Annotated in this window: 14 protein-coding genes; 4 read left to right on the top strand and 10 right to left on the bottom strand. The window is 59.0% G+C overall.

The features are described from left to right. Positions 1-36: 36 nt before the first annotated feature. The 3 genes from ABRP88_RS03980 to gatB all read right to left on the bottom strand — a co-directional run bounded on the left by ABRP88_RS03980 (position 37) and on the right by gatB (position 4,358). Positions 37-1,467, bottom strand: coding sequence for a YkvI family membrane protein (locus ABRP88_RS03980; protein ID WP_349836264.1), 1,431 nt, complete (start codon positions 1,465-1,467; stop codon positions 37-39). 204 nt (positions 1,468-1,671) lie between these two features. Then, a complete protein-coding gene (locus tag ABRP88_RS03975; protein ID WP_349836262.1) occupies positions 1,672-2,724 on the bottom strand; it encodes an NAD(P)-dependent alcohol dehydrogenase in 1,053 nt (350 codons plus the stop codon). A gap of 128 nt (positions 2,725-2,852) precedes the next feature. Continuing rightward, complete coding sequence (gene gatB / locus ABRP88_RS03970) at positions 2,853-4,358, bottom strand: Asp-tRNA(Asn)/Glu-tRNA(Gln) amidotransferase subunit GatB (protein WP_284769809.1); 1,506 nt, start codon at positions 4,356-4,358, stop codon at positions 2,853-2,855. 57 nt (positions 4,359-4,415) lie between these two features. Between gatB and ABRP88_RS03965 the strand changes: the two genes are divergently transcribed. Next, positions 4,416-5,201 (top strand): DUF4261 domain-containing protein, encoded by a 786-nt coding sequence (locus ABRP88_RS03965; protein ID WP_284771548.1) that lies wholly within the window; start codon positions 4,416-4,418, stop codon positions 5,199-5,201. Here the strand turns inward: ABRP88_RS03965 and ABRP88_RS03960 are convergent. The 3 genes from ABRP88_RS03960 to ABRP88_RS03950 all read right to left on the bottom strand — a co-directional run bounded on the left by ABRP88_RS03960 (position 5,198) and on the right by ABRP88_RS03950 (position 8,667). Beyond that, complete coding sequence (locus tag ABRP88_RS03960) at positions 5,198-6,163, bottom strand: bile acid:sodium symporter family protein (RefSeq protein ID WP_349836260.1); 966 nt, start codon at positions 6,161-6,163, stop codon at positions 5,198-5,200. The two genes, ABRP88_RS03965 and ABRP88_RS03960, sit on opposite strands and share 4 nt — an antisense overlap. A 71-nt stretch (positions 6,164-6,234) precedes the next feature. Further along, on the bottom strand, positions 6,235-7,266 hold the full coding sequence (locus tag ABRP88_RS03955) for an ATP-dependent 6-phosphofructokinase (protein WP_284609250.1): 1,032 nt from the start codon (positions 7,264-7,266) through the stop codon (positions 6,235-6,237). Positions 7,267-7,290: 24 nt separating this feature from the next. Beyond that, entirely contained in the window at positions 7,291-8,667 is a 1,377-nt protein-coding gene (locus ABRP88_RS03950) for a DHA2 family efflux MFS transporter permease subunit (protein WP_284796342.1), read from the bottom strand. A gap of 47 nt (positions 8,668-8,714) precedes the next feature. On the opposite strand from ABRP88_RS03950, the gene ABRP88_RS03945 reads away from it, so the two are divergent. Beyond that, positions 8,715-9,038 carry a membrane protein gene (locus ABRP88_RS03945; RefSeq protein WP_005282483.1) on the top strand — a complete coding sequence of 108 codons (324 nt, stop codon included), beginning with the start codon at positions 8,715-8,717 and terminating at the stop codon, positions 9,036-9,038. Between the two features lie 77 nt (positions 9,039-9,115). Here ABRP88_RS03945 and ABRP88_RS03940 read toward each other — a convergent pair whose 3' ends face one another. From ABRP88_RS03940 to gatC, 3 genes are all read right to left on the bottom strand, one after another. Next, positions 9,116-9,631 carry an META domain-containing protein gene (locus ABRP88_RS03940; RefSeq protein WP_349836257.1) on the bottom strand — a complete coding sequence of 172 codons (516 nt, stop codon included), beginning with the start codon at positions 9,629-9,631 and terminating at the stop codon, positions 9,116-9,118. A gap of 104 nt (positions 9,632-9,735) precedes the next feature. After that, complete coding sequence (gene gatA, locus ABRP88_RS03935) at positions 9,736-11,223, bottom strand: Asp-tRNA(Asn)/Glu-tRNA(Gln) amidotransferase subunit GatA (RefSeq protein ID WP_284853538.1); 1,488 nt, start codon at positions 11,221-11,223, stop codon at positions 9,736-9,738. Further along, a complete protein-coding gene (gene gatC / locus ABRP88_RS03930) occupies positions 11,224-11,520 on the bottom strand; it encodes an Asp-tRNA(Asn)/Glu-tRNA(Gln) amidotransferase subunit GatC (RefSeq protein WP_005280231.1) in 297 nt (98 codons plus the stop codon). Positions 11,521-11,719: 199 nt separating this feature from the next. Here gatC and ABRP88_RS03925 point away from each other — a divergent pair, with 199 nt between their 5' ends. Continuing rightward, complete coding sequence (locus ABRP88_RS03925; protein ID WP_284782592.1) at positions 11,720-12,382, top strand: ACT domain-containing protein; 663 nt, start codon at positions 11,720-11,722, stop codon at positions 12,380-12,382. A gap of 16 nt (positions 12,383-12,398) precedes the next feature. Here ABRP88_RS03925 and ligA read toward each other — a convergent pair whose 3' ends face one another. Then, entirely contained in the window at positions 12,399-14,468 is a 2,070-nt protein-coding gene (gene ligA, locus ABRP88_RS03920) for an NAD-dependent DNA ligase LigA (protein WP_502879849.1), read from the bottom strand. A 45-nt stretch (positions 14,469-14,513) separates the two neighbouring features. Between ligA and ABRP88_RS03915 the strand changes: the two genes are divergently transcribed. Continuing rightward, on the top strand, positions 14,514-15,185 hold the full coding sequence (locus tag ABRP88_RS03915; RefSeq protein ID WP_349836251.1) for a 3'-5' exonuclease: 672 nt from the start codon (positions 14,514-14,516) through the stop codon (positions 15,183-15,185). Positions 15,186-15,220: the final 35 nt, after the last annotated feature.

The raw sequence follows: 15,220 nt of genomic DNA, 5'->3' as shown, positions 1-15,220 counted from the left end.
TTCCTGGGGAGGGAAATTTATTGTCTGAAGGAAAGATTACTTCTGGGAACTTTCCACTTCGGAAGACTCGTTGTCTTCCTCTGGGTCACCGATAGCACCGGTTTCTTCGATCCACTGTTCAATCTCTTCCGGCGAGCGGTCGTGCTCTACGCCATCGCGCTCGACGTAGTAGGTGTGATCGTCCTGGTTTTCCTTCTCAAATTCTTCCTTATCAAAGTCCACATCGTCATCACCGTCGAGCTTCTCCGTCACCTCGGTCACGAGCTCTTCATAGAGGGCCTCGCTATCCATGTTGGAATCCTCGAGGTGCTGGCCAATCTCATCGTCATAGCGCTCTGCGTCGTAGTCCTTATTCGGATTCAGCTTGAGGTGCATCAGCGAACGCACGCGCTCGCGGCGCAGCGCCTCATCCTGAATCTTGGACTGGCTGCGGAACCATGCGAAGACCAAGACGGCCACCATTGCAATGCCCATGTAGCCGATGACTGGGTAGACGTACTGCATCAAAGTCTTGAAGCCGAAGAAGGAAACGCCGAAGCCTGCAAGACAGCCTGCGATAAAGATAACGCGGAACTTGGCCTCGTTACCTGCGGAGAGGCGCTTACCCAATGCGTAGAACATACCAATGGCGGTATTGAAAATCATCAGGTAAATAACGATGGCCATAATTGCACCCAAGACAGGGTTGACGCTATCGACCAAGGACAGCATCGGGATATCGGAGCCCTCGATCTCTTCGGCGTTCATCAGCAGCGCGAAGCCTGCCAGTCCCATCATGATGGAGTAAACAATGCCACCTACGATGCCGCCCCAACCGGCCTCACGGGGGCTAATGTTATCGCCGCCGATAACCAAGGACATCGAAACCGCCAGCATCAAAGCCAGACCGTTGTAGTTCAGCGCGGAGACCAACCAGTTACCAATCGGAGTATCGATCTGGCTGGATGCTTCCATTGCCGCGCCAATATCGTCCGGCATATGGAGCATGGTGTAAATGGCCACACCAATGACGGCGATGATGATGGACGGCGTGAGCATACCGATGACCTTGGACACCTTATTGACGTCCATCATGCCGACGGCAATCACAAGCCCCAGCATCAGCGTGGAGCCGATCCAAGCCTGCCAGCCAAATTGCTGCTCCATATTGGAACCGGCGCCGGCCAGCATCACGAAGCCGATGGCAAAAAGCGTGATGATAACGGCGACGTCCAATAGCTTGGACACGATAGGGTGGGTGACTTTGCGGAAAACCGTGTTGTGCTCCGTCGCATGGAAATAGCTGCCTAGTTGCAAGAACACGGTGCCCGCCAGCGTCATAATGGCCGCTGCTACCACAATGCCGGGAATGCCCCAGGTGCCGAAGGCGGTGAAATATTGCACGACCTCTTGGCCCGTAGCAAAGCCTGCACCTACCAGCAGTCCCACGAAGGACATGGCCATGGCGAGAATATTTTTATAAGACACAGTTGCCTAACTTTTTGTAGCGGATAATTTTCACACACCAGTGCGCGCGTCCCAGTCCCCCTCTTTATCCCCCGACGCGTGTGGGGGAGGCGCGGCGCAGGAGTGTGCTCCTGTGCACATGGTACGTAAGCTAATAACGAAATCCTACTTGCACGTGCGTGAAATACAATACATCATCGCTCATCGATGAAGTAGCTTACATACTTAATTCGCGAAAGTTTCCGTATCGATGACGAAACGGAACTTCACATCGCCGGCGACAACCCGCTCATAGGCTGCATCAACGTCCTCAACGCCCACCTTTTCGATGACCGCTCCAATGCCGTGTTCTGCACAAAAGTCCAGCATCTCTTGGGTTTCTGCGATGCCACCGATATTGTTTCCGGTCAACACTTTACCGCCACCAACGAGGTTGCCCATCGTGATTCCCAGCTCCTCCGGCGGCAGGCCGACCACGGACATGATTCCGCGCGGCTTCAACAGCTGCAGATAATCATTGAGGGAATAGGAGGCGGAAATGGTTGACAAAATCAGGTCAAACTCGCCTTTGTGGTTGGCAAAGAAATCGGGGTCCTCGCCCGTTGCCAGTACCCGCTTCGCGCCGAGCTCGTAGGCTTCTTGTTCCTTGCGCAGGGAGCGAGAGATGACGGTAACCTCAGCGCCCTTTGCGGCGGCAATCTGCACACCCATGTGGCCCAAACCGCCGAGGCCAACGACGGCCACCTTATCGCCTTCCTTGACCTGCCACCGAGCCAAGGGCGAGTAGGTGGTAATTCCGGCACACAACAACGGAGCAGCAACGTCAAAGTCGAGGCCTTCTGGAATCGTCAACACGAAATTCTCATTGACTACAACTTTTTGCGCATAGCCGCCCTGGGTAATGGTTCCATCAACATCTTCAGAGTTATAGGTTCCCACCGAGCCGTTTAGGCAGTTTTGCTCTTGCCCATTGCGGCACTGCTCGCACACCCCGCAGGAATTGACCAAGCAGCCCACTCCCACGCGGTCACCCACCTTAAATTTGGTGACCTTGTCCCCCACGGCTTCCACCACGCCGGCAATCTCGTGGCCCACCGTCAGCTGGAAGTGGGCTTCTCCCCACTCATTGCGAATGGTGTGGATATCCGAGTGGCAAATGCCCGCCGCCTTGATGTCAATGACAACGTCATCTTCGCGCGGGTCGCGGCGCTCGATTTCTACGGTGCGAAATGGTGCATCTGGGTTCGTTTTTTGCAGAACTTTAGATTTAATTGGCATGTCACGTAGTCTACGCTTTACCTGCCTGACCTGCCCAAATGAAAATTATGGTCAATTTAAAAACCACGAAAGCCAGCCTCCAACCCCGCCGGATGCAGGGCCGAAGACTGGCTGGACTAGTAGGCGTTTTAGCTCAACTTTTCCGCGATCAGCTTATTAACCTGACCCGGATCCGCCTTGCCCTGCGTCGCCTTCATTACGGCGCCGACAATCGCACCGGTGACCTTCTTATTGCCGGCGCGGTACTTCTCCACGATGTCCGGGTTTGCGGCCAATGCATCATCCACAGCTTTTTCGATGGCGCCGTCATCGCGTACGACCTCGAGGCCGCGCTTGGCGACGACCTCATCAACGTCGCCCTCCCCTGCCAACACGCCATCGACGGCTTGGCGCGCCAGCTTGGTGGTGAGCTTACCCTCCTTGACCAGGGCGATGACACGGGCGATGTGGGCCGGGGTGATATCCAGCTCGGCCAGGGTTTTGTCCTGCTCATTGGCCTTACCTGCCAGGTAAGACACCCACCAGGAACGAGCCTCATCCGGCTTCGCGCCGGCTTCAACCGTTTCCACGATGAGATCCAACGCGCCCGCGTTGACGAGGTCGCGCATCTCCTCGTCCTTAATGCCCCACTCCTCCTGGATGCGCGCGCGGCGGATCCACGGCAGCTCCGGAAGGGTTGCGCGCAGCTCTTCAACCCACTCGCGCGGGGCGATAACCGGCGGCAAATCCGGGTCATTGAAGTAGCGGTAGTCCTCCGCGGTCTCCTTCGGGCGCCCCTTGGAGGTAGAGCCATCGGTTTCTTGGTAGTGGCGGGTCTCCTGCTCGATGCTGCCGCCATCGTCCAAGACCTGCGCCTGGCGCTGCATCTCAAAGCGCACCGCCTGTTCGACCGAGCGCATGGAGTTGATGTTTTTCGTCTCGGTACGGGTACCGAATTCTTCTTGGCCGATAGGGCGCAAGGACAGATTGGAGTCCACGCGCATGGAACCTTGATCCATGCGGGCATCGGACACACCCAAGGCGGCGACGAGCTCGCGCAGCGCCGAGACATAGGCCTTAGCCACTTCGGGGGCGCGCTCGCCAGCACCGATGATGGGCTTGGTGACGATCTCAATGAGCGGAATACCCGCGCGGTTGCAGTCCACCAAGGATGCGGTGGCGCCATGAATGCGACCATCGGCGCCACCCAGGTGGGTCAGCTTGCCGGTGTCTTCTTCCATGTGGGCGCGCTCAATCTCCACACGCCATTCCGTGCCGTCTTCCAGCACAACGTCGAGGTAGCCGTCATAGGCAATCGGCTCATCGTACTGGGAAATCTGGTAGTTCTTTGGCTGGTCCGGGTAGAAGTAATTCTTGCGGGCAAAGCGCGAGGATTCCGCGATGGAGCAATTAAGCGCCAGGCCAATCTTGATTGCACCCTCCACGCCCTTGGAGTTAACCACGGGAAGTGCCCCGGGAAGGCCCAGCGATACCGGATCGGTATTGGAGTTAGGGGCTGCGCTGAAGTTCGTGGCGGAGGTAGAAAACATCTTGGTTTCCGTATCAAGCTCCACGTGGACTTCCATGCCCATTACCGGTTCATACTTGTCGAGGACCTCGTCAAAGTCCATCAGGTCATACATCGCAGCAGTCATGCGTGCCATCTTAATACGTCCGTGCACTCTCGCGCGCTAGCCCCTAGGGTGACTGTCATGACGACTCCACATACCGTAGACAATTCGCTTGTCGATGCCCCACTGATTAACATCGCGGTCTTTTCCACCGCCCCTACTACCGATGAGATCAAAGACGCCGTCAGCGGCATCTTTTCTGCGCGCGTCGGCGAAATCACTCCCGGCAAGAACCCAGGCAGCCTTGTAGTTCCTATCGATGGCGCGTTTCTCTTGCATTACCAGACCATTGATTCTGCACCCACCCCAGATAGTTACGGCCTCCACCCCATTTTGAGCGCCGATGCCGGCGACCTCAACACTGCGGGAGCCCAGGTGCTCGTCTCGGTCCTTCCTGATAACAAGGAACACGACCTCTCCCATCAATTTCGCGAGCCGCGCCGCGAGCACCTCGAGCTGCTGTCCCAGGCGACGTCCGCCGTAGCCCAGCACCCCAATTGCCTCATCATCCACAACCCGCGCGGGAACGTCTCCATCTCCCCGGCGATGTTTAATGACGCCGTGCGCAATAACCTCGCACCCATGCACATTGCACCGGTGTGGATTACCCAATCTGGCGGCGAGCTCCGCGGCTATTCCATGGGTCTGGTCCAAGCAGGCCACCCGGAAATTCAGGCGCGCACCAGCTCGATGGATCCGACGAACCTCTATTACAAGCTGGCAAATATCGCTGACCACATCCTGCAAGGCGCCACCGTCAAAGGCGGCGATACCTTAGCCTTCGAGGAAGGCCAACCCCGGCTCACCATTACGGAAGAGCCCTGGTTCGTAGACCAAGACTTCCCCGCTGTCACCATTAATTTTTAGCTGACTGTGCCCTTGCGGGCATCGCTAAAGCGGCACAGCGCTGCCAAAATCGCGCCGGACAAGTTGTGCCACACGGAAAAGACGGCGCCGGGCAAGGCGGCCAGTGGGCTCATGTAGGAAGAGGCAAGGCTGGTAGCTAGCCCGGAATTTTGCATTCCCACCTCCACGGCCATGGTGCGGCGCACCGGAACCGGCTGGCGGGTAAAAAGGCCCGCGAGATAGCCCAGCCCATAGCCGCACGCATTGTGAATAACCACGGCGGCAAAGACCAGCGCACCGGCGGTGGCGATATTGTCATGCGCGCCGCCGACCACGATGCACACGATCAAGGCAATCGCGGTAACGGAAATCCACGGCAAAGCCGCCTGAATCTTTACCACGAGCCGGGGAAGCAGCATGCCGATGACGATGCCCGCGATGACCGGAACGAGGACCACCTTCACGATGGACCACGCCATCGATGCCGCGGAGACCGGCATGTATTCGCCCGCCAACCACAAGGTCAATAGCGGGGTGAGGATGGGCGCCAAAAGCGTAGAGATAGAGGTCATGGTCACTGAAAGCGCGAGATCGCCGCGCGCTAAGTAGGACACCACGTTAGAGCTCGTGCCACCCGGGGCGCAGCCGACCAAAATCACGCCGGCCGCAACCGCCTCTGGCAGATCCATTACTGCCACCACGGCGAGCGCGATAAGCGGCATAATGACGAACTGCGCCACCACGCCGAGCACCACCGGGAGCGGCCGTCGCGCCACGAGTGCAAAATCTACGGGCTTGAGGGTAAGCCCCATGCCGAACATGACGATGCCCAGCAACGGCGTTACCTGCGGGGCAAAGGATGCCGCGGTGTCAGGGGCGATATAGCCAATAATGCCGCCGATGATTACGAGTATGGGAAAACCCAGCGCCGCGATGAGCGCTTGCCGTTCTTCCTGTTTTTCTGTAGCGCTATCGGTACTCATATACAAAAGAGTACCCTCCCACCATGTGAGAGGGCGATCTTAATATTCGAGACGGCGGGGCTAAAAAGGCTTTAGCCGAAGAGCGCCTGCGCATTGCGGTAGCGGGCATCGGGCACCGTCTTCAACGTGCCCACGGCCTCTTCCAAAGGCACCAGTTCGATATCTTCGCCGTGCAGGGCAACACACATTCCTGAATCCCCGTTGTGCGCCGCGCGGGCAGCGTGCACGCCGTAGCGGGTCGCTAGGACGCGGTCATACGCGGTGGGTGTGCCGCCGCGCTGAATGTGCCCCAAGACGGTGGTGCGCACGTCGTATCCGGTGCGCTTATTGATTTCATCGCCAATGACCTGGCCAATTCCGTTGAAGGTTTGGTGGCCAAATTGGTCGACGCCGCCGGCTTCAAACTCCATGGTGCCCTCCTTCGGCAGGGCGCCTTCGGCCACGCAAATGATGCCGTACTTCTCGCCCATCTGGAAGCGGCGTTCCATCGCCTTGGTAATTTCCGCGATATCGAAGGGCTCTTCTGGGATCACGGTGTAGTGTGCGCCGCCGGCCATGCCGGCATGCAGAGCAATCCAGCCTACGTGGCGGCCCATGACCTCCACGATGAGGATGCGATTGTGGGACTCCGCCGTCGTGTGCAGGCGGTCGATCGCATCCGTTGCCACCGATACCGCGGTATCAAAGCCGAAGGTATAGTCCGTGGCGTTGACGTCATTGTCAATGGTCTTCGGCACGCCCACGACGGGGATGCCATTATCGTTAAGCCACTTAGCGCCCTTGAGCGTGCCTTCGCCGCCGATGGCAACGAGGGCATCGACTTCGGCCTCGCGCATATTCGTCTTGATCTGTTCCAAGCCGGCCTTGAATTTATCGGGGTGCAACCGGCCGGTGCCCAAGATGGTACCGCCGCGCAGAAGAATCCGGTCGATGCTGGCATCGTCGTAGAGATCGCGCCGACGGTCTTCTAAAAGGCCAACCCACCCGTCTTCGTAGCCCACGACGGTATCGCCAAATTCGTTGGATGCGGTTCGCACAACCGCACGGATTACAGCATTCAGGCCGGGGCAATCGCCACCGGAAGTCAGTACAGCTAGACGCATGATCCCCAATTTAGCGCAGGATTTTTATCCATGCAGCGTGTCCACGTAGCGCAACGAGGAGATAAGCCCCACCACCAGCGCGATAACAATCACGAGAATCGAATTGATGATCGCTGTGGTCGGATTACCCGTTTGCATGACGGCGGAGACTAAAGCCACGCCTACCACAGATCCCACCTGGCGGGAGGTATTATACGCCCCCGACGCTGCGCCCATGTGATGAGGTGAAATATCGCGCAGCGTCGTTGCCGCATTGGAGCCCCAGATAAAGGACTGGCCAATTCCTAGGGCGGCGATGGGCAATGCCAGCCACCACGGATTGGCATCGGCATGCATGACCCACCAGGCCAAACACAGCGAGGCGATCATGAGACTAAATCCCACCAGCCCCATCAAGCGCGGATTCACCGCGTCCGTAAGGATGCCCGCGATGGGTGACATCAGCATCGAGACCAGCGCCATGGGAGCCACGATGATGCCGGCCTCACCGGCAGATAGCCCCTTGACCGATTGCAGCCACAACATCACCGGCAACATGACCGAAGCCGCCATAAAGCCCATGGTCAAAATACCTACGGAGCCGGCCGCATAGTTGCGGTTGTGGAAGAGCTCCACCGGAAAGAGCGGCGTGGAGCCGCGATCCTGCGCACTAGCCTGCAGGCGCACGAACGCGATGCTTGCAACTATGCCGATGGCAAGCACCACCAGCACCCGCCAATCCCAGTCCAGCTCTGGGCCTTGTTGGATGCCAAAGACAATCGAGCCAAGCGCGATGAGCGAGACTATGGCCGAAGGTTTATCGATGTCCTGGGCCGTCGTCGGCAGCTTCGGTATCCACAGCAGGGCCAGCACAATGGCGGCGATAACAAATGGAATATGCACCCAAAAGGCCGCCTGCCAGCCAAAAGAAGCCACGAGGAACCCGCCGACTAGCGGCCCGGCCAATGACGCCACCGAGCCGATAATCCCCCACACCCCGAGCGCACGCCCGCGCCGCTCGCGGGCGAATACCCGGTTAATAACGGACATCGTCTGTGGCATCTCCAAGGATGCGCCCAGGCCCTGCACGATGCGTGCCACGATGAGCACTTCTATCGACGGCGCCAGCGCACACGCTGCTGCGCCGATCCCAAATAGCGCCACCCCGATACAAAACAGGGCGCGCTGGCCTAGGACATCACCAAGCCGCCCCGTAAAAAGTAGCGGCACCACCACGGCAAGCAAAAAGGCGGCCGAGACCCACATGATTTCATTGACCGTGGCGCCCAAATCCGTCTGAATATCCGGCAAGGCGATGGCCACCATCGACTGGTCCAACAGGGATACAAAGAAACCGAGGGATAGGGCGAACATGGCGAGCCATGCCTGGCGCTCCGATGGCAGGTTAGTCTCCACAGTCATGGCAGGAATTCTAGCGGGGCACACAAATCAGGCCTAGACTGGCCACCATGTCCATGATTGATATCAAAAAGCCACAAGACGTATCCACCGCCACCACCGTTACCCTCGGCCTGATCGGTGGTTGGGTCACCGCCCGCGAGACCGGTATCCGCCCGCTCGGCGGCGTCATCCTCGGCGCGGCGGGCCTGTGGGCCGGGCGTTCCTGGGCCAAGAAGACCAACCCAGCCACCACCGCCGGCCTGTCCGCCCTGTATGTTGGCGCGTTCGGCGCTTCCCACCCATTGGCAAAGAAGATCGGCTCCTGGCCAGCAGTCCTCGCCGTGACAGCAGCCTCTGCTGGGGCTGCCTACGCGCTTTCCGATGCCAAGTAGTCCACCCCACCACATACACAACAGCACCATGGTCCCCCGCCAAGGAGGATCATGGTGCTGAGTGATCTTGTGAGTATTTACTCTACGACGTTGAAGACAACGGCGTTGTCCTCAGTGCCCAGTGCGGCCTGGCCGTCAGGCAGGGCATAGAAGGCGGGGTCGGATTCAAGGACGTCCCGCAGGGAATCAGAAAGCGCCTGCGTGTGGTCATCGCACGCCGCCTTCGTGGAGGCGAAGTCGCCGACGTGGATGGTGCCATCCTTGTCTACATCGTAGGAGGTGGTGTAGGTATTGCAGCCATCATTGAGAACCAAGGACTGATCCTTGTCGAACTGCACGGTGAACTTGCCGTCTTCCTTGACGGAGTGCAGCTCACCAGTGATGGTCTGGCCCTCGATGTTCGGCACCAGCTTGTCAGCGTCTTCCGGCAGGGATTCCACCAACTCGCTCTTGACGGTGGTGTCTGCTACCTCGGTACCGGGCTCAGCCGGTGCGGGGTTTGCTGCGGGTTCCTCAGCGTTTGCGACGCCCATGGTCATGAGCGCAGCTGCGGAGACGGACATCGTCGCGGTTGCAATCTTTTTCAAAGTCATACCCAATAATTTACCCCTGCTGGATGGACATCCAACAGGGGTGTAAACGAATCGTTATCTAATCCGCAGCCATTTCACAGTGACAACGATTTTAGAAAGCGTGGCTATTTTTGGCGCTTGGCTTCATAGGCTGCGCCAACTTTGTACAGGCGGTCATCCTGGAAAGCCGGTGCCATGATCTGCAAACCGGTAGGCAGGTTGGTATCTGCAGCCATACCGGAAGGCACGGACATGCCACACAGGCCGGCCAGGTTCAGCGGCAAGGTGCACAAGTCGAAGTTGTACATAGCCATGGGGTCTTCGGCCTTCTCCCCCAGCTTGAACGCCGTGGTCGGGGTGGTTGGCGAAACCAGCACGTCAGCCTGCTCAAAGGCGCGGGCAAAGTCTTGGGCAACCAGGGTGCGCACGCGCTGCGCCTGCAGGTAGTAGGCATCGTAATAGCCCACGGACAGCGCATACGTGCCCAGCATGATGCGGCGCTTGACCTCGGGTCCGAATCCCTCTGCGCGGGACTGGGACATGACCTGCTCCGCGGAGTGGGATCCGTCATCGCCAGCGCGCAGACCGTAGCGCATGCCATCAAAGCGGGCCAGGTTGGACGAGACCTCACACGGCATGATCAGGTAGTAGGCGGCCAATGCCTCATCGAAGTGCGGGCAGTCCACCTCGACGATTTCCGCGCCCTGCTCGCGCAGCTGTTCCACGGCGGCGTGGTAGTTCTCCATCACGCCGTCCTGCCAGCCATCGCGCTCGAATTGCTTGATGAGTCCAACCTTGACGCCGCTCAGATCGCCATTCGCGCCTTCGCGGGCTGCCTCCACCACGGGGGCAACCGGTTTATCCACAGACGTGGCGTCGAAGGCATCGTGGCCGGCAATAACCTCGTGCAAAAGTGCGGTATCGAGCACCGTACGACCACACGGACCTGCCTGGTCCAGCGAGGAGGCGGCCGCGATTAGGCCGTAGCGAGACACCGTTCCGTAGGTGGGCTTTACGCCCACGGTATTGGTCAGCGCCGCCGGCTGGCGGATGGAACCGCCGGTATCGGTACCAATACCTAAAGGAGCCTGCCCCGAAGCAAGTGCTGCTGCCGTGCCGCCGCCGGAGCCACCCGGGGTGCGATCGGTGTCATACGGGTTGTGTACTGGGCCAAAGGCAGAATTCTCATTGGACGAACCCATGGCAAACTCGTCCAGGTTCGTCTTACCCAAGATCGGGATACCGGCCTCGCGCAGACGCTTGGTCACCGTGGCGTCGTAGGGAGACATGTAACCTTCGAGCATCTTGGATGCGGCGGTGGTGGGGGCATCGGTAGTAACCAGCAGGTCTTTCAAGGCCAGCGGCACACCGGCCAATGCCGATGCAGGCTTTTCGCCGGCGTCGAGGGCCTTATCCACGGCATCGGCAGCCGCCAGTGCTTCCTCCTGCCCCACGTGCAGGAAAGAGTTAAGTTCGGGATTGGTTTCCGCAATGCGATCCAAAAAGGCCTGGGTAACCTCGCGGGAGGTCACCTCGCGCGAGTGAATCTTTTCCGCCAGCTCGGCGGCGGTCAAAGAGGTCAGTCCCTCCGCAGGTACGACAACGTTGGTCATTTACTCTCCTCCCAAAATCTGCGGCACGACGAATCGCTCATCTTCCACGGCCGGCGCCTGATCCAAGGCCTGCTCAGCGGTAAGGGTGCGCACGATGACGTCTTCGCGCATCGGTGCATCCACGGAGTGCGGGTGGCTCATCGGTTCCACGCCTTCAGTGTCCACGTTCCTTACTGCGGAAACGGAATCAACAATTTCATCAATCTGGCTTGCGAATTGGGCTAGCTCTTCATCGCTTAATGCCAGGCGGGAAAGCTTGGCAAGGTGGGCTACCTCATCACGCGAAATCTCAGACACGCGAACTCCATCCTTTTTCCATCATCGACGCGCAGGTGAAAATTATTTTCCCGCGCGTACTATGTAAATTGCTAAGGCTCCATAATACTGCACCAACCCGCGCAGTTGCCGAGTCACCCCGAATTATTGCCCCTTGAACGCCGCACTGTGACCCAGGTATCGTAAACAGGACTATAAGCTACTGAAAGCGTGCGACTTAATGTCTTACCTAATCCGTGTCCTACTTCCCGATACCCCTGGTAGTTTGGGCCAGCTTTCGGAGGCCTTCGGGCTGGTTGACGGCAATATCCAATCCGTTGACATCGTAGAAGCCTTCCCAGATGGCACCGTCATGGATGACATTGTCATTGAGCTTCCCGCAGACGCGATGGCTGATGCACTCATCACCGCCGCCGCCTCCGTCCATGGCGTGGAAATAGATTCGATTCGGCCCTTCAGTGGCCGCGTGGACCGGCGCGGGCAGATCGAGTTATTAGCGCGCGTTGCCGCCAATGCCTCGAACGTCACAGCAGCAATGGAGGAAGTCGTCGCGGCCATTCCAAAGGCAGCGACCTCCACGTGGGCCATTGTCATTGACAATAATGAGCCCATTCACCGCGTCGCCTCCTCAAACGCGGCCCCTGCCGATGACGATACGATTCCGGTCGACCTCAACATCGACAGCGCACGCACCTTGCACCCCGATAAGGACGAGTGGGTGCCAGAAAGCTGGGCGCTGCTCGATTCCGCCCTGGCGGCCGCTCCCCTGGGAGATACCGGGATGGTCATCGCCATGGGGCGTACCGGCGGGCCAGAATACTTGGCCTCCGAGGTCGAGCACCTCGGCCACATCGGCACGATTCTGGGCGCCTTCCTCAAATAAGCCCAGCCCGGCGCGGCTATACCTCCCCGGTGTTTAAGAGCGTGTGGAATTGCTCTTCGTTCAAGATAGGCACCCCGAGGTCGCGAGCCTTGTCCTCCTTGGAGCCGGCATTGGCCCCGGCGACGAGGTAGGAGGTTTTCTTCGATACGGAACCGGTAGCCTTTCCGCCGCGGCTGATGATGGCTTCCTTGGCGGAATCGCGCGTGAAGTCTTCGAGGCTGCCGGTGACAACGATGGTCAGGTTTTCTAGGGTCTGTTCCTGCCTGTCCTCGGCGGCTACCTCCATGGCTAGCCCGGCCTTCGCCCATTTTTCGACGATAGTGCGGTGCCAGTCCACCTCGAACCAGGCGTGGAAGGACTCAGCGATGACTGCGCCCACGCCGTCTACCTCTGCAAGGTCCTCGGTCTTAGCGGCACGCAGCTTCTCCATGGAGCCGTAGCGCGCTGCCAAGGCGCGGGCGGCAATAGGGCCGACGTGGCGAATAGAAAGTGAGACCAGCACCCGCCAGAAGTCGCGGTCTTTAACCTCTTCTAAGTTCTGGAGCAGGTTCTTGCCCGCGGTATTGACCTTGGCGTTGCCCTCTTTTTTGCTGCGCTTATCCTTCGTATCGCGCTTGGCCGTATAGACATCGGAAGCAAGCAGCTTTTCTTCCGTTAGCTCAAAGAGCTCGGATTCATCGGTGAGGATACCGTTTTCGATGAGGTCCATGGCCCCCTTCTCTCCCAGTGCCTCGATATCGAGGCCCTTGCGGGAGGCGAGGTATTCCAGTCGCGCGGAGAGCTGGGCTGGACAAGATTGAGTATTGGGGCATCGCCAATCAGCATCGCCATCCTTTTGCGGGGCGAGCGTCGTGCCGCAGGCTGGGCACTGCGTGGGGAAGCTCCATTCATATTCGCTGCCATCGCGCTGTTCGCGCGCGGGGCCTAGTACCTCTGGAATGATTTCGCCGGCCTTGCGAATAATAATGGTATCTCCGATGAGCACGCCCTTGCGCTTGACCTCGGACTGGTTGTGCAGGGTGGCCATGGATACCGTGGAGCCGGAGACAAAGACCGGTTCCATGATGGCAAAGGGGGTAACGCGCCCCGTACGCCCGACGCCGACCTCGATGTTTTTCAGCTTCGTCGTGACCTCTTCCGGCGGGTACTTATAGGCAATGGCCCAGCGCGGTGCGCGGGAGGTCGCCCCGAGCTGGCGCTGTGAGCCCAAATCGTCGACCTTGACCACGAGCCCATCCATTTCAAAAATCGCATCGTGGCGGTGTTCGGCCCAGTAAGATACTTCCTCTTGTACTTCGGCGGCGGAGTGCACCTGCTTGGTATAGGGAGATACGGGCAGCCCCCATGCGGCGATCGCCTTATAGGCATCATGCTGGGAGGAGGGGGAAAATCCCTCGCGCGCGCCTAGGCCATGGCAAACCATGCGCAGGCGGCGCTTTTTCACCTCGGCGGGATCCTTCATGCGCAGTCCGCCGGCCGCAGCGTTGCGGGGATTGGCAAACCGAGCCTTGCCGTCCGCCGCGCGCTCCTCATTGATTTCTTCGAAATCTTCGGGGCGCATATAGACTTCACCGCGGATTTCAATGAGTTCCGGAACTGGGTACTCTTCGGTGCCCGTAAGCTCGTGCGGGATATCAGAAATTACCCGCGCATTGGCGGTAATCTCCTCGCCCACGGTGCCATCACCACGGGTGGCAGCGGTATCCAAACGCCCATTGCGGTAAACCAAGTCGATAGAGAGGCCATCGATCTTCAGCTCCGTTAGGTAGGTCTTGGCGGGCGTCCTATCCAACCAGTCCTGCATCTCACCGGCGCTAAAGACATTGTCTAGGCTCATCATGCGCTCGAGGTGCTCAATATCCTCACCGGCGTTCGGCGCGGCGCCTACCTGCTGGGTAGGCGAATCCGGAACCGCCAGCTCCGGGTGCTGCTTTTCTAGGTCCACCAGGCGCTGGAAAAGCGCATCAAAATCGGCATCGGGAATCGCGGGTTCACCGTTGTAATACAGGTTGCGGTGGCGGCGTACTTCCTGCGCCAGGTCGTTCCATTCACGTTGCACATCAGCTGGATTAGTCACGGTATCCAAGTCTAGCGATCCCCCATGTCCGGGCTAGCTACTAAGGTATGGACCATGAACTTCGACGCCTCCCGCATGCTCGCCTTCGACCTTGAGACCACCTCCGCCAACCCCAAAGACGCTCGTATCGTTACCTCAGCCCTAGTCCGAATTGACGGACGCGATGTCCAGAAGGTAGAGCACCTTGCGGATCCCGGCGTCGAGATCCCCCAAGCCGCAACAGACGTGCATGGAATCACAACGGAAAAGGCTCAGGATGAAGGCCGCCCGCACGAGGAGGTCCTCAAAGACACGGTTAATGCCATCAAGTCCGCGTGGGAGGACGGCCTGACGCTCATTGTGTATAACGCGGCCTTCGACCTTACCGTCCTGCGCAGCCTTACCGGCGATTTCACGGTCACCGGCCCGGTCTTTGACCCGTACGTCATTGACCGCGTGAGCGATAAGTGGCGCAAGGGCAAGCGCACCCTTGGCGCGGTGTGCGAGCACTACGGCGTGGAATTGGGCAATGCGCATGAGGCCACTGCCGATGCCCTCGCTGCCGCCCGCGTGGCCTGGAAGCAGGTTCGCCAGCATTACCCCAACCTCGCGCAGATGGACGAAAACGAGCTCATGGAGTTCCAGGCGGTCAAGTGGTACGAGGACCGCGTCGCGTTTAAGAAGTATCTGGAGGGCAAGGGTCGCGATGCCTCCGATGTCTCCACCGCATGGCCCATGATTTCCTAGCCCTCTTCCCCTTGCCACATTTCTAGAATTCTGGA

The organism is Corynebacterium sp. KPL2734 (genome assembly GCF_040225595.1).
Classification (GTDB): Bacteria; Actinomycetota; Actinomycetes; order Mycobacteriales; family Mycobacteriaceae; genus Corynebacterium; species Corynebacterium rhinophilum.
This window is presented reverse-complemented; position numbering and strand designations above follow the sequence as displayed.

Coding starts and splice junctions, on each gene's coding strand:
- ABRP88_RS03965 (WP_284771548.1), top strand. CDS start 4,416: ATGACGACTCCACATACCGTAGACAATTCGCTTGTCGATGCCCCACTG.
- ABRP88_RS03950 (WP_284796342.1), bottom strand. CDS start 8,667: ATGACTGTGGAGACTAACCTGCCATCGGAGCGCCAGGCATGGCTCGCC.
- ABRP88_RS03925 (WP_284782592.1), top strand. CDS start 11,720: ATGTCTTACCTAATCCGTGTCCTACTTCCCGATACCCCTGGTAGTTTG.
- gatB (WP_284769809.1), bottom strand. CDS start 4,358: ATGACTGCTGCGATGTATGACCTGATGGACTTTGACGAGGTCCTCGAC.
- ABRP88_RS03960 (WP_349836260.1), bottom strand. CDS start 6,163: ATGAGTACCGATAGCGCTACAGAAAAACAGGAAGAACGGCAAGCGCTC.
- ABRP88_RS03940 (WP_349836257.1), bottom strand. CDS start 9,631: ATGACTTTGAAAAAGATTGCAACCGCGACGATGTCCGTCTCCGCAGCT.
- ABRP88_RS03955 (WP_284609250.1), bottom strand. CDS start 7,266: ATGCGTCTAGCTGTACTGACTTCCGGTGGCGATTGCCCCGGCCTGAAT.
- ABRP88_RS03945 (WP_005282483.1), top strand. CDS start 8,715: ATGTCCATGATTGATATCAAAAAGCCACAAGACGTATCCACCGCCACC.
- gatA (WP_284853538.1), bottom strand. CDS start 11,223: ATGACCAACGTTGTCGTACCTGCGGAGGGACTGACCTCTTTGACCGCC.
- ABRP88_RS03975 (WP_349836262.1), bottom strand. CDS start 2,724: ATGCCAATTAAATCTAAAGTTCTGCAAAAAACGAACCCAGATGCACCA.
- ABRP88_RS03915 (WP_349836251.1), top strand. CDS start 14,514: ATGAACTTCGACGCCTCCCGCATGCTCGCCTTCGACCTTGAGACCACC.